The organism is Paenibacillus sp. FSL R5-0378 (assembly GCF_038009285.1).
Lineage (GTDB): Bacteria > Bacillota > Bacilli > Paenibacillales > Paenibacillaceae > Paenibacillus_AQ > Paenibacillus_AQ favisporus.
In genome coordinates this window covers 3,428,099-3,447,080 of record NZ_JBBPAY010000001.1, presented here as the reverse complement: position 1 = coordinate 3,447,080, position 18,982 = coordinate 3,428,099, and the positions used below count along the sequence as shown (strand labels likewise).

Here is an 18,982-nt window from a genome sequence, read left to right as displayed (position 1 = left end):
TGCCTGCAGGAGCCTTCCAGCTACCATCACCGTCCCCTCAAAACCGCAAGAATGGGCCGGTACATAGCGGAAGGAGCTCCTGCAGTTTGTTTATCGTCAGCGTCCCTTCCGGCAGGAGCGGACCCGATTCAGCAGGCGCAGTGAGCAGCAGTACGGGACGCAGACCTGCCGCAGCGGCGCCCTGCGCGTCCTTTTCGGGATGGTCACCCACAAACCAGCAGTTCTCCGGACGGGCCTGCAGCCTGCTCAGCGCCATTTCGTAAATTCGCCGGTCCGGCTTCTTGACCCCCGCCTCTTCCGAAACGATAACCGCATCGAAATAGCCTTTGAGCTGCACCTGGTCAAGCTTGGCATACTGGGCTCTGGCCGAGCCGTTCGTGACGCACCCGATCCGGATTCCCCTGCTTTTCAGTTCCTGCAGCACCAATTCCGCTCCGTCCATCGCTACGGTGCAGGAGGGAAACTCAGCGAACCAATAAGCGAGCAGGTCTTCGGCGGTCGTCGCCTCATCCCTCATTGGCAGTGTCCGCCTCATTTCCTCATACAGCTCCCTTTTTTCCCGATAGCCATTCCGGTCTGCGGCACGCAGCTGTTCCACCAGCCTCAGGCGATGCTCAGGATTGTGCGCGGCGGCAAACCTGTCGATAAATTTTCGCGAAAACTGCTCAAACGCCTGTTTACGGTTCACCAGCGTATTATCCAAATCAAATAGAACGGCTTCCATAACCTCTACTCCCCCTAGTTAAAAAATCGGAAATGATCCAACTGGGTTTTGATCTGGTCGAATTTCTTCCGCACCGAACCCCTGTGATCGGGCAGCAGGGGAATATGGGCCATGTCCGCAATCCGCTCCGCTACCTGGCTTACCGACAGCTCAACGGTATCGATATGCTCCCGGAATATGTCTTGGGATAGACCTTCAATACAGCGTTCGGCCTGCTGAGCGCCCCATGAGTTTGATCGTTCCCCCCGGCTTTTCAAGCGCTGCAGGATGACTTCGCGCGGAGCGCATAACGCAAAATGCTTCACGGTCATGCCGTCCGTGCGCAGCCGGCCAACGATTTCTTCAAAATATACCGGATCGACCACGGTCATTGGAGCGATGATGACTCCGTCGTATTCACAAGCGATGTGCTTCAGCATGGCATAGTTGAATTCCCGCCATAACGGATATTCCTGAAAATCGGGCTTCTTGATGCTGGGCGGAATATTTTTGCGGATAAAATACCCTGCATTCTCTGGATCGTACACGAAAGAATGCGGTATCCGGCGGTGAAGCTCGAAGGCGGTCTGCGTTTTTCCTGCACCAAACGCGCCGTTTATCCATAGGATCATCCATCATCCCTCAACTTTGACGATATTTTGGAGATTTGCTTCTCGCATCCGTTCCATTATACACCAAAAAAACCGGCGGAGCGCCCCGCCGGTTTTTCCCCAACCCTATGCCACAGCATCCCTGGATCATCCTGAAGAGCTGTGGTTCACTGCACTATGCTTCACTTACGCTGCTCATCCTGTAAATTCCTGCACCCACTCGTTATTGTAAAAGGCGATCCCGATATGGGTGTAGCTTTTGTTCAGGATGTTGGCTTTGTGTCCCGGGCTGTTCATCCAGTCCTGCATCACCTGCTGAGGGGAGGTCTGCCCGTTGGCGATATTCTCTCCAGCCGAGTTGTACGTAATCCCGTATTCCTTCATCATGTCGAAGGGAGATCCGTGAGTCGGGGAGTTATGGTCAAAATACTTGTTGTCATACATGTCTTTGGCTTTGGCCATTGCCATGTTGGACAGTTTGGAATCCATGCTGAGTGCACCCAAACCTGCTTTGGAGCGTTCCTGATTCACCAGATCGAGCACTTGTTGAGCATATGCTGAGGCATCGCCACTCGCAGAGGTCTGCTGATTGTTTGTACCCGAAGGAGCCTGGTTCCCGGTTCCTGCGGAAGGAGCCTGGTTTTTGGGGGTACCCGCAGGGGCCTGATTGGCCGGCGTTCCCGTTGGTGTTCCCGTTGGCGTACCGGTTGGCGTTCCCGTTGGAGTTCCCCCTGGGGTGGTTGGAGCTCCGGTCCGCGTCCCGGATGGCGTTCCCGCAGGCTGCTGCGGTGAAGTTCCGGGTACCGCCCCTGGCTGCTGAATCAAATTAAGCAAATCCGAGGTCAGGTCATTTTGATTGACTTGTTTGACCGTCAAATGGGATTTACCCGCTCTGTCCGTAGACGTTGATGAGGCTGAAGTGACGATTTTTCGGGTCGGAGCCGCTTGATGGATATGGCTTGCACGGTTTGCCTGCTTGGTGGTCACCTGCTGGCGCGCCGTTGAAGCGCCGTGATCCGCGCAGCCTGTAATCAATATCAGAACGGCGATCATAACGATTTTTTTCATATGACGAGTGCTGCCTCCCTAATACGGTTGAATGTAAGATACCGACTTAATTTTTCCGCATCAAAGAGGATTTATACCGGCAAAGTATGCTTATCCGGCGTATGGGTATAGTAACTAAAATATAATAATTATTCCAACGGAGAAGAACCTGACATGAATTCATCTAACCAGAAACCGACAAACATCGATCCGAATCTGCCGCTAAGCCGTCATCTGGTAGATAATGAGCACACGCTAAAAATGATGTTCGAGCGCTGCTCGGATGTCATATTCCGGGACGTTACCCTGCAAGGAGACACCAAGCTGCTGTTTATTTACGTAGACGGCATGATTGACAAGGATATTATCCAGTCGGTCATCCTGAAGCCTTTAATGTACGAAGGCATCCCCCAGGGGATCGGCCCCATTGACAGCATTGCGCAAATGTGTGATCAGCAGCTGTTCGCGGTACTGCAAACGAAGAAGGTCAACACGTTCCACGATGCGGCAGATGATATTTTAAAAGGTAACTTGGCCATTCTGGCGGACGGGGAAGCTTCTGTCCTTCTAACAAATGTCTCACAATTTGAAGCAAGATCGATCGAGGAACCGTCTACGGAAGCATCTCTGCGCGGAACGCGGGAGAGCTTCACCGAAACGCTCCGGACGAACACGACGATGCTGCGCAGAATCATCGTCACGCCAAACCTGAAGATGGAATCCTTTCACATCGGTAAACTGACCCAAACCGAGATTGTACTTGCCTATATTGAAGGAATTGTATCCGCTTCGATGCTGGATGAAATTCGCTCAAGGGTTGAGCAGATCGATCTTCAAGACGTGCTGGAATCAGGCTACATCGAAGAATCCATTGAGGACACCAACTTCTCTCCTTTTCCGCAAATGCAGAGCACCGAGCGGCCGGATGTCGTATCCTCCGGTCTATTGGAAGGACGGGTGGGGATCTTGGTGAGCGGGTCGCCAATCGCTCTGATCGTGCCGATGACGTTCTGGGACGGTTTGCAGGCACCTGACGATTATTACGAACGGTTTATGTATGTCACCATGAATCGGTGGATCCGTTATTTGTTCGCCCTGTTTGCCATCCTGTTTCCGTCAGTTTACATTGCGCTGACTACCTATCATCCGGAAATGGTTCCGCCCAAGCTGATGCTAAGCATTACGGGACTCAGGGAACAGGCTCCATTTCCAACCGTCATCGAAGTATTTATTATGGAATTTATGTTTGAGGGATTGCGGGAAGCCGGAATACGGTTACCCCAGCAAATTGGTCCGCTCGTCAGCATCGTGGGGGCGTTGGTCATTGGACAGGCTGCGGTACAGGCCGGGATCATCTCGGCGCCGATTGTCATCGTCGTATCCGCCGCCGGCATATCGTCGTTTGTGATCCCCCGTTACCGGTTCGGCTACCCGATGCGGATGCTGCGCTTCCCGCTGCTCGTGTTGTCCGGTATTTTCGGACTTTTCGGCACGGCGATCGGCATGATCGCCATTTTGTCCCATCTGATCCATCTCACTCCGTTTGGATCGCCGTATCTTCAGCCCGTTGCTCCAACCAGGAAAAGCCGGGCGAAAAATGTATTTTTGCGTTCGCCAAGAAAACGGGCGAGTAAGTCTTGAACTTTGAATGGATAGGGCGGAAGGTACAATGAAAAAAAATTTGCTTTTTTTCTGTTTACTGTTTCTGTCAGCTTCGTTGACCGGCTGCTGGAACCTGAAAGAGCCCAATCAACGTGCTTTTATTATCGGCGTCGGAATGGACATGACTGAGGACAAAGAGTTGGAGATCAGTTCCGAAATCGCCGTACCCGCGGGTTTGGGCAGCAGCCAGGTGACGGGTGCGGGCAAGAAAAACACATTTACGGTCGCGAGTGCAAAAGGAAAAGATTTTATGGATGCCGGGCAGCATCTGCAGGCTGAGCTGTCGCGCTCCTTGTTTTATGCTCACCGTCAAACAATCCTGATCGGTCATCGTATGGCTGAAGAAGGGCTGGGTAAGTATCTCGACATGATTTTTCGCAACCCGAAATCGGAATTGCGTTCCGTCATCCTTGTGGTCAAGGATGGAACGGCAAAAGAAGTGATCAAAGCCGAGCCTACATTTGATCCGTTCATTAGTACGACACTTGGCAGCCAGCAATATGCTCTTGGTATGAAGCCCTACTACTACCGGATGTTATTATGCGATGCCTTCAGCGAAGGAACCCAGCCGATTGTGCCTGCCATCACAGCCGATCCTTCCCGAGGCTATATATATGCCGGCTCTGCCATCCTGGACAAAGACCATGGAATTAAACTCGTCGGTTACCTGGATCCCGAGGAATCAATGTACAATAACTGGATGATGGGTAAGCAAAAAAACTTCACGTTCACCACTCTCATCGGAAAGGAGAACGAGACGATCAGTTTAGCCGTTCAATCCCTGAAGCACCGCACACAGATCAAAATAATTAAGCACCAGCCGCAGATTTACATATCGCTGCACGGCACCGGCAGCATTGTCGAAAACAATTCGTCACTTGATCCTTCAAAGGACGATGATCTAAAAATAATCCAAACCAAGTTGAGCCAAGAAGCGGAGGAGAAGGTTCGCAAACTGATCGATAAGGCGCAGCACCAATATAAAATCGACATATTTGGAATCGGGGAACAAGTCCACATGCAGCACCCGGAGATATGGAAAACGCTCAAGCCTCATTGGCACGAAACGTTCCCCGAACTGCCGATCACTGTATCGGTTCATCTCCGGTACAGGGATCCGGGTCAAACCAATTCCTCGCTGTAAATCATCAGTAATCAGGGGAATTCTATCGGAAAGGAGGAGAAACTATGAAGTTGACCGGATCGCAAATCTTTTGGACCTTAAGCACGGTGGAAGTCGTTATGGCCGTCTGGTTAAGAGTGTCGCCTGCCATTGAAATAGCCAAGCAGGACGCGTGGATGTCCATGATCATTGCGGGTGCGATCGGGCTTGCCATCACGTATCTGGTCATGCATGTCAGCCTACTCCATCCCGGAGAAACCCTAACGCAGTTCAGCCGTAAGCTGCTTGGCGGCTGGATCGGAAGAATCGTGATCCTTCCCTATTTCGTGGCCTGGCTCCTGTTATCCGGAGATGTGCTCCGCTCCTTCACGGATTTTATCCATCTGACGATCCTTGACCAGACTCCTATCTGGATTCTCATGGTCATGATACTGGCTTTGGCCGTTTATCTGACCGGCATCAGCGGGATTACCGGCATCGGCCGATTTTGCGAACTGGCCGGACCCGTGACGTTCATTGCGCTGGTCCTCACCTTTTTGCTGAACGTCACGAACACGAAGCTCCTTCACATCCTGCCGATCGTCGGTGACTCAAGCTGGCAAGAGGTGTTCAAGGCGTCGCTGTCGCCCGCTTCTTTTTTCGGGGAATCGTTTATGCTGCTGGTCCTTCTCGCGTTTATATCCAGCAACAAAAAAATAATTGTCAAAGCACTGTCGAGCATCGCGTTCACCGCTATCATGGTCACGTTGGCCACGGTCATGGTGCTGCTCGTGTTCGGCCCCTACGTTGGAATGGAGCTGAGGTTCTCTTACTTTATGCTGGTACGTACCATAAACATCCTGAACTTTATTCAAAATGTCGATGTGCTCGTGATTTTCATTTGGATTTTTGGCGTCTTCGCCAAGATCTCCCTTTACTTGTTTATTACGAGCTATGAGATGGCCCAGTGGCTTCAAGTTAAAAATTGGAAAAAACTCATATGGATTTGTGCACCGGCCATCCTCATCATCGCGCTGCTGATTCCGAATGAAGCCGCCATTATCATGATCCAGAAGCTGTGGGAGCGGATTATCATTCCGGTCTGCGCGATCGCCATTCCGCTCTTTCTGTGGATGATAACAGTCATGAAGCGTAAAATCGCGAAACAATGAAATCTGCTCGCTCCATCTAGGACTTGGCTGCCGTCACGATCGGCTGATAAAACCCGGACTGCTCGGGCATGACCCACTCCACACGCTGGAATCCAGCCTGCTGCAAAAAGCTGTTCAGCTCGCTTCGCTGAACTGCCCGGTACACGGCTGCATAGCTCTCCGTCTTCCAAGACTCTAACTGATCCTGCAGTATAAACTGCCGGGTCGTATATGACGATCCGTCTTCCGACCAATCCCACACCTGGAACACGATTCTCTTGCCATGATCCAAAATTCTGGGCTGGGTCGCACGGGGCCGCTCGCGGATCAGGCTGTCATAGTCGCGGATCGTGATAATGACCATGCCGCCTGTCACACATTTATTGTAAAATTGCCGGCAGGCGTTCAGCAGGTCTTCGTCCGTAAGCAAATGCGGCACCGCATTGTCGGCGGAGAAGACGACGTCAAAGGTACCGGCGACATCCTGATCGAGCGTCCTGAAGTCCGCTGTTCCGAATTGGATCGACAGTCCCATAGCCTCCGCTTCCCTTTTCGCTCGCGCCACGGAGTCCGGACTAAGGTCGGTTGCCGTCACATCGAATCCGTGCCGTGCTAACCCTAAGCTTTGGGTTCCGATGCCGCATGAGGCGTCCAGCAGCCGAATCTTGCTGCTTCCCGGACGATTCAACCGGGAGCGGATCCACCGGTCCCAAAATTGTCCCTGACTGGACACCGTATGTTTCCAATCTTCGTAAATCAAATGGTATGATTCAGACATACCGTCATAGAAATGCTGCGTAGACGGCCCCATTCATGATCCCTCCTTATTGTCCCGTGATTCATCCTAATCCAGCGTTGTTAAATCATAATGGATAAACTGTTCGTCCCGAACGTATCCGCTTTGTTCGTAGAGCTGCTGGGCACGTACATTCGTTACCGCCGTGGACAAGGACAGCCCCTTCGCCCTGGCCAGCTTGGCGTACCGCTTGGCGGCTTCAAGCAGCAGACGGGCGATTCCCTGCTTGCGGTATTGCTCCCGTATGTACAAATCGTTCAAAATATAGGACCGTTTCATAGAGATGGAGGAAAACACCGGATACAGCTGGGTAAACCCAGCGATCCGGCCCTGCTTCACGTCCTCGGCGATCAGGATGACCGATTCCCGGTGCTCCATTCGTTCGAACAAGAAGGCGGCCGCCCCTTCAACGTCCGTCTCCTGACCATAAAATATCCGGTATAAGTCAAAAATGGCGGCAAGCTCGTGCAGATCCTCGAGTCCCGCCTCCCGGATCGTAATGCTTCTTTGGGACATCATCTGCTTCCTCCTCATTGTGTATTACTTATACGTCGTATGGCCGTTCCATTCGTAATCCTAAGCAAGCGTCCGGTCCCCCCGCGAATTAGGCTGGGAGTAGACCATAAATTCGACCGGCTCTGCCGATCGGTTCATGACCTGGTGCACCGCTCCCGGCTGCACCCTCATTCCCTGATGGGCAGATAACGTATGCACCGTACCTTCGACTTCAATATCGAGTGTGCCAAACAACACGAAGAAAAACTGCCCCGCTCTGGCGTGATAATGCCTTTGCTCACTTGTCCCCGGCGGCATCCTCTCGTGAATGATGCTTACCGTCTCTTCATCAACCAGCCGCCATCCGTCACAATCGTTCCCCCATACATAATGCTCCGCGTTGTCTTTGCTGATCATACCGTATTGACTCCGCACATGTTTGCTCATGATGTACCAGCCATCCGTTCGTTCAGGATATTCATGCTCCTCAGCGATTTCATAGCCCAGCTTCCGGTAGAACCGGAGGTTTTCTGGAAGCGACAACCTGACTCCCAGCCGAATCTCGGAATAACGAAGCTGAGTAGCGAGTTTCTCGAAATGCTTCATGATGGCCTTGCCCAATCCCCGGCCGCGGGCTTCAGGAATGACGGATATCCTCCCGACGTACAAAAAGGATTCACGGAAGAAATACTGCGCCGATCCTACAGCCTTGTTACCGGACCAAACCAGGAGGGCTCCGCCCCCATGTTCGCTGATTTTGCTCAGGATCGTTTCGGTATTTTCCGACAGAGCGCCTGAGGGCGGATGGAGCCGGCCCCGATATTCTTCAAAAGCCAGCATCATCGTCTGGTGAACGAGCTCTATTTCATCCGTGCTCGCGGTTCTGATTTCATAATTCACCTGGTTTGCTCCTTCCTGATCGTCCTTACCCTCGCTTTCATCATATATTTGCGGACGGCTTGGAAGCAATCTGCAAAATGAGGCATGCCCCGAAATCCGACCGCCGGGAGTTGAGTTCAACCTGCCCATACGTCCTTCACATAGTTTCCTGCCGATTCGAGCCCGGCAAGCCACCCGGCTGCTTCTTCAGGGTTCGCTCCGTGTTTGTCCCGATAGGAGCCCATCAGCGTCTCTTCCACTTGGGGTGCCATCCGGGAGCCGTCGCCGCAAATGTACAGCTTAGCCCCGGCCTCGAGCAGCTTAAGCAGCAGCTCGCCGTCCTGCTTCATCAGATGCTGGACATAGCATTTATCCGTGCCCTCCACTCTGGAGAAAGCCGTATGAAGCGTCACCACACCGTCCTTTTCCGCCTGCTCAAACTCCTCACGGTATAAGTAATCATGCTCCGGATGTCTGCAGCCAAAGTACAGATGAGCTTCGCCCAGTACCTTTCCTTCCGTTTGCAGGGCCCGTCTCGCCTGGATAAAGCCTCTGAATGGAGCCACGCCTGTGCCCGGCCCTACCATGATCATCGGTGTGGCGGGATCCTCCGGCAGCACAAAGCCGGATTCAGGAGATCGGACGAACATCAGCACTTCGGCCCCAGGATCCTGTTCGGCCAGGTAGTTGGAGGCGATACCGCGGTACTCTCCCTTACCGCTCCATGCCTCACCCCGAACGACACCGACTGTAATGCTGGCTGTGCCTGGGCTTACTTTGGGCGAGCTGGAGATGGAGTAATATCTCGGCTTAAGCGCCGGCAGCAGCTCCAGAAAACGCGCAAACGGCAGCTCGCAGGCTTCATACTGCTCAAGCAGGTCAAGCATCGTAACCCGCTTCGCCCGAATGTTGGTTTGGAACGCGCCTTCCTCAAGCATGGCCTCCAGTTCCTTAGCATGCGGCGGACATACCGTGTACGATGCCAGCTCCCGAATTTGGGCACGGGAGGCCGGCTCCTGCAGCTCGACGCTGCGTGCCAGCAGTTCGTCCAGCCGGATCGGCACTCCTGTCTTCAGGTGAGCGCTGTGTTTTCCGTCTGCCGTCAGAATCAGGTGCGCCGAGCCGTCCAGCTGGAATCGGCGGAGCACCCGCCGCACCAATGACTCAGGATTGACCGGGAGCACGCCCAGATGATCCCCTTCGCGATAAGCTGTACCCTCCGGCAGCGCAATTTCAATGTGCTGCGTGACCCTTCCGCTGTCTGCTTGCTGAAGATTGCAGCTGCGCACGATCCGACCGGATACGGCATGGTAGGTCTCCGCAAGAGGCACGGCAGCCACGCCCTGGACAAAGCGCAGCGACAGCGTGCTCCGCTTGGTGTCGCGGACGTCCGAGACCGGGAGTCCCAGCGCTGGCATCAAATCCGGCCATAAGCGCTCCGTCCAGTCGTCCACTTCCCGTTCAAAATCGCCGCTGGCATCGCTCTCCCCGCGCGGAAGGAGCCGCTTTCCCCCTTTGGCGGCCAGCTGCTCATCAATCAGGCGCGGGATCCGCTGGTACGTGCTGGCCCAATTGTGATCCCCGCAGCCGAATACGGCGTAGCGGACGTCCCGGATGGCGGAAGGATCGGCGGTTTCCAGCCATTCCATAAACGACTTGGCGTTGGAAGGGGGCTGGCCGTTATAGGACGCCGTTACGATAATGACCGCCCCCTCCTTCGGAAGCGCGCCGGCATAGTCGTCCAGGGGACCGACCTGGCTGTCGAATCCCTGGTACCTCGCGCGGTCAGCCACCTCCCTAGCGATGCCTTCCGCGGTGCCCAGATTAGAGCCGTACAGGACAAGCAGCGGCGTATGATGTTCATTTGCAGCAAGGGATGCCGGCTTGGTGGATTCGCTGACAGCGGCTTCCACGGTCTCGGCGCTCCCGTAACCCACTGGAATCAATGCGCCTTTGCGGCTGCGGACACGGATCCGGAATCCATCCGGTTTTAGCGTAAGCGTCTCTTTAACCTTGAGTTCGTAGTGGCCGGCGTCCGCCAGGTCAAAATACTTCAGCACCAACCCCAGCACCAGCGTGGCTTCCTGCAGGGCGAACTGCTGGCCGATGCACGCCCGCTGGCCGTTGCCGAACGGCTTATACGCATCATGCGGAACCTTGCTAGGATCCTCGAACCGCTCGGGTTTGAATACCTCCACGTCATCGCCCCAGACGCGCACGTCCCGGTGAAGTCCCGGAATGAGCACCGTCACGCTGTTGCCCTGCTGGATCGGATAGGTTCCCCCAATCATCGTATCTTCTTTAGCGTACAGCGAGAAAGCCGGTGCTGTCGGCCATAAACGCAGGGACTCGCTAAGTACCATCCGGACATATTTCAGATCCCTTACCTGTTGATACGTCGGTACGGGATCTTTCAAAACCCGGTCCACTTCTTCCACAGCCTTGCGCAGCTTATCGGGGTTTTTCATCAGAAAATAGATCGCAAAGGAGAGCAAACCGCTGGTCGTTTCATGCCCCGCGATCAGGAACGTGATCATCTGATAGCGGATATTTTCATGATCCAGCCGCTCCCCCGTATTTGCATCAACACCGTCCAGCATATGTGCAAGCAGGTCATCCTCATCCCCGCCATGCGCCTTACGCTCCCGGATCAGTTCATCGACGAGGGAAAACATCGTCTGAATATCTTCTTGAAACTGCCGCTTCTTCCGGATCATAAACATATCCTGGATGCCCAGCCGGTGAAGCTGGTTCATCCCTTCGTCTAGCGCCCGTACCATCGCATCGATAAAAGGGTGATTGTTTTCCCGGTAAAAGCTGTTAAAACGGTAACTAAACCCGCACAGCCCGATCGTGTCGAGCGTCAGACGGGTCATATCGGCAGGAACGTCCACCGTTTCGTCCGGGTTCAGCCTTCCCCATTTTTGAATCAACTGCATGGCGATATCCAGCATTTTCGTATGATAACCCTGCATGGCCCGCTGGCTGAAGCTGGACAGCAGAATGTTATGGGCTTTTTTCCAATTGGGTTCCTGGGTTGCGCTCGTAAAGAGGCCGTCACCGGCAAATGCGCGCACGTTCTGCAGCGGAGCCCAGATCCTTTTGTCAAAACGCTTTTCGTCGCAGGCGTCCTTCACATATTCATGGCCGGACACGTACAGCTCCCTGCGGCCCCCGGGATATTGGAACTGAAAGATCGGCCCGAGCTCCGCGGCGACCTTCACCAACGATTGCACCGGTGCGGCGGAATCCAGCAAAGGCAGATTGCCTAAAGGTCCGTAGGTTTTAGGTTGAGGCACCTGAATGGTTTGCGTCATGGTTATTCCCTCCATCATCCTTGTTTTTTCTCTTTAATCCAGCCCGATCGGCGGACCGGTAACCGCTCTGAAAAATACCAACTGACCAAAATAGTAATCCGGTCATTTTATAAGAAAAAAGGAGGATTTGACGGCTGCTGGCTGCTTACGCCTGACAACGCTGTCCTATCCTACCTTTTACCCTATCATGATATGATTGTCCCGCACATCAGCCAGAGGTCCGGAATTCACCGGCAAGGCTGCGTGCTTCCTGTTACTTTTCAGCCAGGACATCGTTCAGTCATATACGACTTCCGTCCCGGCAATAAAGTCATGAATCGACCGTTTGTCTTCACGCAGCCCCACCATAAAAGCACTGACGATCGCGCAAATGCCGAAGCTTAGACCATACACGAGGCCGGCGACGACGTTCCGCAGCAGCATGGTCCCGATTCCGGGAGGCTGGTGATCGCTCACCTTGCGGATCCGGATGTTGCATATCCTTTTGCCCACCGTATAACCGTTCCAGAATACAGGAATGAGCAGTGTGTACAATCCGCTGATCGTATCGGAAATCCACTCCTCGTTTCCCCATTTTCCCGTAATCATCCACACCACAATCATGATCGGCAAACCAACGAGCAGCCCATCCACCAGCGATGCCCCAAGCCTGATCCAAAAACCCGCATTCCGATTCATTCCGCCTCCTCCTTCTCGTACCCCAAGTTTTATTCATCGTACTTCGGCGCTTTGGCGGTACATTCTTTACTTATGCGACGGCATGACCATTGTTTCTTCCATGCGCCCTTCCAGCAATATGCTGCTTATATTTAAAGAACGTCACGGAGAAGAAAAAGTTACTGGATTGCGGCAGCTTGCAGCCGTAGTGAATCATTATAACCCGAATTCATGCTTAATCTGGCGCGCCACTTCTTCTGCGCTCAAATCCGTATTGTTGATTCTCAAATAGTTCTCCCGCTTGATCTCGCCATCATATGAATTTAGCCGGTATTTTTCCATCGATGTCTTCAGCTCATTTTCGGACCACTCCGTGTTCCGTTTCGTTGGCTTATGCTGCAGCCGGTTTGGGCTAAGATTGCGGGAGAGCCGCTCGTCTAGATCAGCCTCCAGCTCAACGAAATACACTTCCGCGCCCCTGGATTCGAATATCCCGCAGACCTCCTCCACATAATCCCAATCCGCCTTCATGTCCAGCGCCCATACAAACGTGAAAATAAGGCCGGCAAGGTCGCTCTTGGCAACCTCTTCAAAGATCTCCCTCCGGAACAGTCCAACCAGCCGTTTCCCGGCTTCCGAACCGTAGCTGAAAAACGGCGAAACCAGCTCAATCGTCATATGGTTATGAAAAAGCTTCAGCTCCGTTATTTTTTCGAGTTCCTGTCCTACGGTCATTTTGCCTACGGCCTGCGGGCCAAAAATAAGGATGAATTTCATACGGTCCCTCTCCTTTACATTTCGCGTGGTTGGATGAATTCAACAGGGACGGCTCATTTTCCTTGACTATCGGAGCATAGATGCAAAAAATACACTTCCCGTTTTGAGCGCAAACATAAAAAGCCCTCCGAATCATGATTTCTGTCCATGATATTCGGAAGGGCTCTCGCAGTATGTCTGTATGTAATGGGTTAATCGACGAAAAAGTCAGGATCCGGCCTGATCTTGCTTTTGAGCTGTCTAAGGTTGTACTCCATTTTCAATACGATATCCTCTATCACCTTCGGATCGATGGCAAAACGGTCCGGTTCCGGCCGTGAGCCTGCCTTCAAGTCGCGCAGCGTGATTTGCTGCTCCTGCCATTTATCCATCAGATCGGAAATGATCGCATAAAACCGCTCGTAATCGCTTATGACTTCATCCAGGTAGGCATCCACCTCTTCCGGATCGTAACCCCGAAGCTTGTTGCTGAACACCTTTTCATGGATGGAAAGTGCATCCAGATGAATGCCCAGCTGCTTGAACAGCTTTTTCTGTTTATCCAATCGGCGCTGCATATGTTCATCCATTTGACGAATACCTCCAAATCTCTAGCCCCGCAAAGGGAGGATGTCCTGTATTACTCCCACACCCTATATTTTTTATATCACATCCTTGCCTGGGATGAAAACCGTTCCCCGCTTTTTTGGAGAATGTTCCAAAGAAAAATGGCCATCCTAAAGGATGGCACAAATTGACACAAGCGTGAAATATGTTATTATATGAATAGATGCTCATACGTTAATATTAATTAAAACCATGGATGCAATTTCGCTTTGTATTCAAAAGGAGGAGCCGCTTATGGCACAAGGTCATCATCACCATCATTCCCACTCAACCACTCACGAACATTCACACTCGCATTCGCATGCACACGGACCGGCAGATTATAACCGTGCCTTTCTGATCGGTATCGTGCTCAACACGGCCTTCGTCATTTTGGAGGCGGCTTATGGCCTGATCAGCCATTCCCTTTCGCTCGTAGCCGATGCCGGACACAATTTAAGCGATGTCCTCGCTCTCGTGCTGGCCTGGGTCGCCAGCCTCCTCGTCCGAAAGAAAGCGACGGAGCTGCGCACGTACGGTTACCGCCGTTCCTCCATCCTCGCCGCCCTCTTCAATGCCCTGTTCCTGCTCGCGGCGATCGCGCTCATCGCTTGGGGCTCGATCAGCCGCCTTATCCACCCGCAGCCGGTCGACGGCGTGGACGTCATCTGGGTCGCGGCTGTCGGCATCCTCATCAACGCGTTGACGGCGCTGCTGTTCGTTTCCGGACGCCGGGGCGATCTGAACGTCCGGGGGGCGTTTCTGCATATGGCTGCGGACGCCGGCGTATCGCTCGGCGTAGTCATCGCAGGTATCGTCATTTCCGCAACGGGCTGGCTGTGGGTCGACCCGGTCGTCAGTCTGCTGATTGTGCTTGTTATCGGCATCAGCACCTGGGGGCTGCTGAAGGATTCGCTTAATATGGCTCTCGACAGCGTGCCTCCGGGCACAGACATTGCGGCCATCCGAAATTACTTGACTTCCCTGCCCTGGGTCAAAAGCATGCATGATCTGCACATCTGGGGCATGAGCACCACGGAAACGGCGCTCACGGCGCATCTCGTGGTGACGGAGCCCTGCAACGGCGATGAATTTCTGCAGCAGGCAGCCGCCGAGCTGCGCGAGCAATTCGGTATCGGCCATACCACCTTACAGCTCGAGATCGGTGATCTGCCCTGCGCTCTGGACGGAACGGATACCGTCTAGACTGTTCAGCTGGAGCTGACGGACACGGCATGATTGCTCCCCGCGCCTTTAGGGTAAGAAAAGAGTACAGATACCTTATTCTACTGTCAGAAGGGAGTCTTATCCATGAGTCATTTAACCCATGATCAGCAGCAGGAGCTCAAATCAGCACTGCTGGAACGCAAAAAGGAGCTGGAACACCACTTTCACGCGAATGGTGAGGACAATGCCCTGCTGGGCGACTCGCTCGCCGATTCCACAGGCGAGCTGTCCTCTTACGATAATCACCCCGCCGATGTAGGCACGGAGGTGTTCGAACGCGGCCGGGACCTGGCCGTCAACGACACGCTGCAGGATGAATTGGAACAGGTCGACAGTGCCCTTGGGCGCATGGACCGCGGGGAGTACGGCCAATGCGTCGAATGCGGCCGGGATATTCCGTTCGAACGTCTGCAGGCGATCCCGTACACCGCTTATTGCGTGGAGCATACGCCGAATCGGGACGTCAGCAGCGACCGGCCGGTCGAGGAAGAGGTGATCACTCCGCCGCCATCCGGCGCAGGCGAGAACCGGCAACGCTATGACGGCCGTTTTGATGATGCGGACGCATGGGAGTCCGTCGAAGAGTACGGCACGTCTAACACGCCGGCCATGGCAGCCAAGCGTGACGTCACCGATTATGATGAAGGCATGTAAAGCCGGTACACACGAACCGAAGCCCCGGGGATCTCCACCAGAGAACCCGGGGCTTTTATTGTCCTGTGTCTTGTGTCTCGCCTACCGAAGTGCTTGCAGATGAACGCTTACTGCAGGAAAACCTTCTGTTTCGTCTCGGCTGACTTCAGGCACGCTTCCACAACCTTCATGTTCCGTACCGCATCTTCCGGAGGATAAGGGAGCGGCGTTCCGTCCAATACCGCTGCGGCAAAGGCGTCGGCCTCCAGCATGAAATGGCTCAGCACACCGAAGCGTTCCTCCCGCCGCTGATCCCCAACATGGACGATAATCTGGGCAGGCTCCTCGCTCTGCTCCCAGCCAAATGCAACCGGCAGTTCAATCCGTCCTTGCGACCCGACGATCTCCAGCGTGCACCGGGGCGCGGCCCACATGCCGCAGTCAAAGGTCAGCCCAACGTCGTTCGGGAACTCCACCAGACCGGTTGCCATGACGTCCACATGATCGTGTTCCGCCGAAAACAGCGCCTGGACCGACACGGCCAGCGGCTCCTCGCCAAGGATCATGCGAGCCGCCGAAATCGGGTAGCCGCCAACATCATAGATGGCCCCGCCGCCCATCGTTTTTTTATACCGCACGTTCTCCTTATTTTCGATGTGGTTGTACGTGAAGCACCCGTGAATGGCCCGGATCTGGCCGATTTCGCCTTCCTCGATGATTTCCCGGACCCTGCGATGCTTCGGATGATACCGGTACATAAACGCTTCGGAGAAAATCACCCCCGCTTCCCTGCACGCTTCGACCATTTCGGAAGCTTCTTCGGGGCTGAGCGCAGACGGCTTCTCGCACAGCACGTGCTTGCCGGCTTTTGCCGCCTTGATCGTCCACTCTTTATGCAAATGGTTGGGAAGTGGAATATAAACCGCATCAATATCGGGATCCTTCAGCAGTTCTTCATAGGTTCCATACGCCTTCGGTATATTAAACTGTTCCGCCGTATCTTTGGCTTTGGCGTAATCCCGGCTGGCCACCGCCGCAATCTCGGCGCGTCTGGCGTTCTGGACGCCGGGAATAAAAGCGCTTCTCGCGATACTGGCCGTGCTTAAAACCCCAAAACGCAGCTTTTCCTGCATCCCCTACGCCTCCTTCCCTTCCGGGTCTTATTGGTAATTGTCGTTAACCGCCTTGTGCAGAATGCCAAGACAGCGGTCCAGATCGGTTTTGACCTGTTTTTTATACAGCTTGGCCTTCTCGGCTCCATCGTCTGTAAAGTGGTACAATACAATTTCCTGAAAATCCACCCGCGGATCGCTGCCCTTCAGCTGCTTGGTCCGGTAGAAAATGCCCTCCTGCACCAGTTCATGCAGGGCACGGTAAATTTCGCTCTGCGGGGGAGAATAGCCGTAGCTCTTAAACTCCTGTCTCAGCTCCTCCAGCATCTGATAACCATATCCGCGGTGCTGCTCCACCATCGTAATCAGGTAAGCTTTAATAAATGCCCGCTGGGCAATCATAAAGGCCATGCCAGCTTCCTCGCTTTCTTCCCTATTTCCTTCATTAACCAATTTACCTCCATTATAAACGACTATTTTCCAAATCGCATAGCATGAAGGTTTCACTTTGGGAAAATCTGCGGCAAATTAAATACAACGGGCTTACTGAGAATACCGTGGAACGGGATTGAACCGTTTTCCGGGTCCGTTCTGGATCAGAGTAGATCGGTCTGGAACGGTCTAAGTCGGTTTGGCGCCTTCCTTTTTACTTGGACTTGGATGAGTTAAGTACGCCGGGCATGGCAGAATAGCTCCAAAGGTGCAAGATTCGGTGCGCGTTGGGCTTATTCTATTGTGAATTTTTCATATGTTGAAATTGTATAATAATGAGGTTGGCAAATAAGTAAGCCTTGGATCCGCCGGGGCAGAACTCAAGGCTTTTTGAGAATTCAAAGCTTTTTTTAATGATACAAGGTGTTTAAGCGATTGGGTCAAAAGGTGCGATTTATCGCGGGCGATGCCGGGCTGCTGGGATGCTTGTCCACTCGCGTTGGTGGATCGCTGGATCAGTTTACTGGAATCAGGCTGCTTTTGGCGGGCTTGCTTTTTTTCTCAAGGAAGTGACCCCGGCCGTCCACTTGCCGAATGGCAGGTAAGATAAAACCACGATGAGGAGATAAGACAGCAGCACGCAAATGATGAAAGACATCAGCATCCGCACTGCCACGTTCCATCCGGCAAACCACCAGGCATCAAAGGAATACGTATAGCGCAGCATGAGGGCATGAGCCAGATAAGTGCCGTACGAATATTTACCGAGCAGTGACATCGCCCGCTGCGCCCGCGGACCTGCCTGACGAGTCCATTGGAGCGCGTATCTGTAAATGACGAAAACCGAGCTTACCAGAAACACGGCAATCAACGGACGCAGCAGCGAAACTGCATTAAAATTGATGTTCAGCCCGTCCGCCGTTTGGAAGCTGGCCACCAGCTTATAGGTAAAATATCCGAACAAGATCCAAAAGACAGCCGTATAAATAACTCCGCCTTTCTCTACCGCCCATCTCCACCGTTCGGGGTACATCCCCGCTGCCGCCCCAAGAATAAAATAAAACATGAAGTAGACGAAGTTACGATCGGCGTAGGCCGTAAAAAACGACGTCAGAAACGGGATATCCGCTTTTGTCAGCAGAGCGCTGATATCCGGCCGGAAGTACAGCAGCACCAGATAAGCCAAACCGCTGAGCACCAGCAGGGCCGTCCACAATCGATGCGGAGCAGCCTGCATGATCCGGCGGATCAGCATCCGAAAGACAGGGAACAGCAAATAAAACTGCATGATCATGACCACGTACCATAAATGATAACTATTCTTACCGGTGAACAGCATCATCGCCCATTTCCCCCATTGTTCGGGAGACCCGAAGTTCCACTGCTGACTGATGCCAAAATAAACAGCCGACCACAGGATGTAGGGAACCAGTACATCGCTGAACCTTTTTCGCATAAAAACGCCATACCGCAGCGGTCCGTCATAATTGTAGAACAGCACCATCCCGGTGATGAAAATGAAAACGGGCACCGCAAACTTAGCCGCCATCAGCAGCAGCGTCATGATAACCCCGTCCTCCATGGCCACCCCGCCGACGATAGAGTAGTGGGCGATCGCATGCTGCATGGCCACAGCCAAGAAGGCCAGCCCCCGCAGCAGTTCTATTTCCTGTATTCTCGCTTTCTTTGACATACCTTCCTCCTGGTGCTTAAAAAGGTCACTTTCCTGACCACAGCTCATTTTCTTTACTTTACCCTTTTCCATCCTAAACGAAAAAAAGAACGCCTGCCAGAAA

At 53.4% G+C, this 18,982-nt stretch carries 18 protein-coding genes; 5 read left to right on the top strand and 13 right to left on the bottom strand.

Annotation, left to right across the window (positions count from 1 at the left end; all coding sequences use genetic code 11):
* Positions 1-37 precede the first annotated feature (37 nt).
* The 3 genes from MKY74_RS16170 to MKY74_RS16160 all read right to left on the bottom strand — a co-directional run bounded on the left by MKY74_RS16170 (position 38) and on the right by MKY74_RS16160 (position 2,382).
* A complete protein-coding gene (locus MKY74_RS16170; RefSeq protein ID WP_076167816.1) occupies positions 38-724 on the bottom strand; it encodes an HAD family hydrolase in 687 nt (228 codons plus the stop codon).
* Between the two features lie 14 nt (positions 725-738).
* Complete coding sequence (locus tag MKY74_RS16165; RefSeq protein WP_076167818.1) at positions 739-1,335, bottom strand: AAA family ATPase; 597 nt, start codon at positions 1,333-1,335, stop codon at positions 739-741.
* 174 nt (positions 1,336-1,509) lie between these two features.
* Positions 1,510-2,382 (bottom strand): CAP domain-containing protein, encoded by an 873-nt coding sequence (locus MKY74_RS16160; RefSeq protein ID WP_144025352.1) that lies wholly within the window; start codon positions 2,380-2,382, stop codon positions 1,510-1,512.
* Positions 2,383-2,535: 153 nt separating this feature from the next.
* On the opposite strand from MKY74_RS16160, the gene MKY74_RS16155 reads away from it, so the two are divergent.
* From MKY74_RS16155 to MKY74_RS16145, 3 genes are read left to right on the top strand one after another with little or no spacing between them, the layout of a single operon-like run.
* Positions 2,536-4,002 carry a spore germination protein gene (locus MKY74_RS16155; protein WP_076167821.1) on the top strand — a complete coding sequence of 489 codons (1,467 nt, stop codon included), beginning with the start codon at positions 2,536-2,538 and terminating at the stop codon, positions 4,000-4,002.
* Positions 4,003-4,030: 28 nt separating this feature from the next.
* Positions 4,031-5,167: a Ger(x)C family spore germination protein gene (locus tag MKY74_RS16150; RefSeq protein ID WP_076167824.1), complete on the top strand. Its 1,137-nt coding sequence runs from the start codon at positions 4,031-4,033 to the stop codon at positions 5,165-5,167.
* Between the two features lie 44 nt (positions 5,168-5,211).
* Complete coding sequence (locus MKY74_RS16145; protein ID WP_076167826.1) at positions 5,212-6,297, top strand: GerAB/ArcD/ProY family transporter; 1,086 nt, start codon at positions 5,212-5,214, stop codon at positions 6,295-6,297.
* A gap of 16 nt (positions 6,298-6,313) precedes the next feature.
* Here MKY74_RS16145 and MKY74_RS16140 read toward each other — a convergent pair whose 3' ends face one another.
* From MKY74_RS16140 to MKY74_RS16110, 7 genes are all read right to left on the bottom strand, one after another.
* Positions 6,314-7,087, bottom strand: a complete 774-nt coding sequence (locus MKY74_RS16140; RefSeq protein WP_076167828.1) for a class I SAM-dependent methyltransferase — start codon at positions 7,085-7,087, stop codon at positions 6,314-6,316.
* Between the two features lie 33 nt (positions 7,088-7,120).
* On the bottom strand, positions 7,121-7,591 hold the full coding sequence (locus MKY74_RS16135) for a GNAT family N-acetyltransferase (protein WP_341012496.1): 471 nt from the start codon (positions 7,589-7,591) through the stop codon (positions 7,121-7,123).
* A 57-nt stretch (positions 7,592-7,648) separates the two neighbouring features.
* Positions 7,649-8,467, bottom strand: a complete 819-nt coding sequence (locus tag MKY74_RS16130; RefSeq protein ID WP_341012494.1) for a GNAT family N-acetyltransferase — start codon at positions 8,465-8,467, stop codon at positions 7,649-7,651.
* A 116-nt stretch (positions 8,468-8,583) separates the two neighbouring features.
* Positions 8,584-11,763, bottom strand: a complete 3,180-nt coding sequence (locus tag MKY74_RS16125; RefSeq protein ID WP_076167830.1) for a bifunctional cytochrome P450/NADPH--P450 reductase — start codon at positions 11,761-11,763, stop codon at positions 8,584-8,586.
* Between the two features lie 276 nt (positions 11,764-12,039).
* On the bottom strand, positions 12,040-12,441 hold the full coding sequence (locus MKY74_RS16120) for an RDD family protein (protein WP_076167832.1): 402 nt from the start codon (positions 12,439-12,441) through the stop codon (positions 12,040-12,042).
* A gap of 195 nt (positions 12,442-12,636) precedes the next feature.
* On the bottom strand, positions 12,637-13,197 hold the full coding sequence (locus MKY74_RS16115) for an AAA family ATPase (RefSeq protein WP_076167834.1): 561 nt from the start codon (positions 13,195-13,197) through the stop codon (positions 12,637-12,639).
* A gap of 191 nt (positions 13,198-13,388) precedes the next feature.
* Positions 13,389-13,766: a DivIVA domain-containing protein gene (locus MKY74_RS16110; protein WP_076167836.1), complete on the bottom strand. Its 378-nt coding sequence runs from the start codon at positions 13,764-13,766 to the stop codon at positions 13,389-13,391.
* 271 nt (positions 13,767-14,037) lie between these two features.
* Between MKY74_RS16110 and MKY74_RS16105 the strand changes: the two genes are divergently transcribed.
* Both MKY74_RS16105 and MKY74_RS16100 read left to right on the top strand, forming a co-directional pair.
* Entirely contained in the window at positions 14,038-14,988 is a 951-nt protein-coding gene (locus MKY74_RS16105; protein WP_076167838.1) for a cation diffusion facilitator family transporter, read from the top strand.
* A 105-nt stretch (positions 14,989-15,093) separates the two neighbouring features.
* Positions 15,094-15,663, top strand: coding sequence for a TraR/DksA C4-type zinc finger protein (locus MKY74_RS16100; protein ID WP_076167840.1), 570 nt, complete (start codon positions 15,094-15,096; stop codon positions 15,661-15,663).
* 107 nt (positions 15,664-15,770) lie between these two features.
* Here the strand turns inward: MKY74_RS16100 and MKY74_RS16095 are convergent, their stop codons facing one another.
* The 3 genes from MKY74_RS16095 to MKY74_RS16085 form a co-directional block, all read right to left on the bottom strand.
* Positions 15,771-16,775 (bottom strand): Gfo/Idh/MocA family protein, encoded by a 1,005-nt coding sequence (locus MKY74_RS16095; RefSeq protein WP_076167842.1) that lies wholly within the window; start codon positions 16,773-16,775, stop codon positions 15,771-15,773.
* A 27-nt stretch (positions 16,776-16,802) separates the two neighbouring features.
* Complete coding sequence (locus MKY74_RS16090) at positions 16,803-17,165, bottom strand: helix-turn-helix transcriptional regulator (protein WP_076169519.1); 363 nt, start codon at positions 17,163-17,165, stop codon at positions 16,803-16,805.
* 550 nt (positions 17,166-17,715) lie between these two features.
* Positions 17,716-18,879 (bottom strand): acyltransferase, encoded by a 1,164-nt coding sequence (locus MKY74_RS16085; RefSeq protein WP_076167844.1) that lies wholly within the window; start codon positions 18,877-18,879, stop codon positions 17,716-17,718.
* Between the last annotated feature and the right edge of the window lie 103 nt (positions 18,880-18,982).

Excerpts from the sequence above, each read along its gene's own strand:
- MKY74_RS16170 (WP_076167816.1), bottom strand. The coding sequence starts at position 724 with ATGGAAGCCGTTCTATTTGATTTGGATAATACGCTGGTGAACCGTAAA.
- MKY74_RS16165 (WP_076167818.1), bottom strand. The coding sequence starts at position 1,335 with ATGATCCTATGGATAAACGGCGCGTTTGGTGCAGGAAAAACGCAGACC.
- MKY74_RS16160 (WP_144025352.1), bottom strand. The coding sequence starts at position 2,382 with ATGAAAAAAATCGTTATGATCGCCGTTCTGATATTGATTACAGGCTGC.
- MKY74_RS16155 (WP_076167821.1), top strand. The coding sequence starts at position 2,536 with ATGAATTCATCTAACCAGAAACCGACAAACATCGATCCGAATCTGCCG.
- MKY74_RS16150 (WP_076167824.1), top strand. The coding sequence starts at position 4,031 with ATGAAAAAAAATTTGCTTTTTTTCTGTTTACTGTTTCTGTCAGCTTCG.
- MKY74_RS16145 (WP_076167826.1), top strand. The coding sequence starts at position 5,212 with ATGAAGTTGACCGGATCGCAAATCTTTTGGACCTTAAGCACGGTGGAA.
- MKY74_RS16140 (WP_076167828.1), bottom strand. The coding sequence starts at position 7,087 with ATGGGGCCGTCTACGCAGCATTTCTATGACGGTATGTCTGAATCATAC.
- MKY74_RS16135 (WP_341012496.1), bottom strand. The coding sequence starts at position 7,591 with ATGATGTCCCAAAGAAGCATTACGATCCGGGAGGCGGGACTCGAGGAT.
- MKY74_RS16125 (WP_076167830.1), bottom strand. The coding sequence starts at position 11,763 with ATGACGCAAACCATTCAGGTGCCTCAACCTAAAACCTACGGACCTTTA.
- MKY74_RS16120 (WP_076167832.1), bottom strand. The coding sequence starts at position 12,441 with ATGAATCGGAATGCGGGTTTTTGGATCAGGCTTGGGGCATCGCTGGTG.
- MKY74_RS16115 (WP_076167834.1), bottom strand. The coding sequence starts at position 13,197 with ATGAAATTCATCCTTATTTTTGGCCCGCAGGCCGTAGGCAAAATGACC.
- MKY74_RS16110 (WP_076167836.1), bottom strand. The coding sequence starts at position 13,766 with ATGGATGAACATATGCAGCGCCGATTGGATAAACAGAAAAAGCTGTTC.
- MKY74_RS16105 (WP_076167838.1), top strand. The coding sequence starts at position 14,038 with ATGGCACAAGGTCATCATCACCATCATTCCCACTCAACCACTCACGAA.
- MKY74_RS16100 (WP_076167840.1), top strand. The coding sequence starts at position 15,094 with ATGAGTCATTTAACCCATGATCAGCAGCAGGAGCTCAAATCAGCACTG.
- MKY74_RS16095 (WP_076167842.1), bottom strand. The coding sequence starts at position 16,775 with ATGCAGGAAAAGCTGCGTTTTGGGGTTTTAAGCACGGCCAGTATCGCG.
- MKY74_RS16090 (WP_076169519.1), bottom strand. The coding sequence starts at position 17,165 with ATGGCCTTTATGATTGCCCAGCGGGCATTTATTAAAGCTTACCTGATT.
- MKY74_RS16085 (WP_076167844.1), bottom strand. The coding sequence starts at position 18,879 with ATGTCAAAGAAAGCGAGAATACAGGAAATAGAACTGCTGCGGGGGCTG.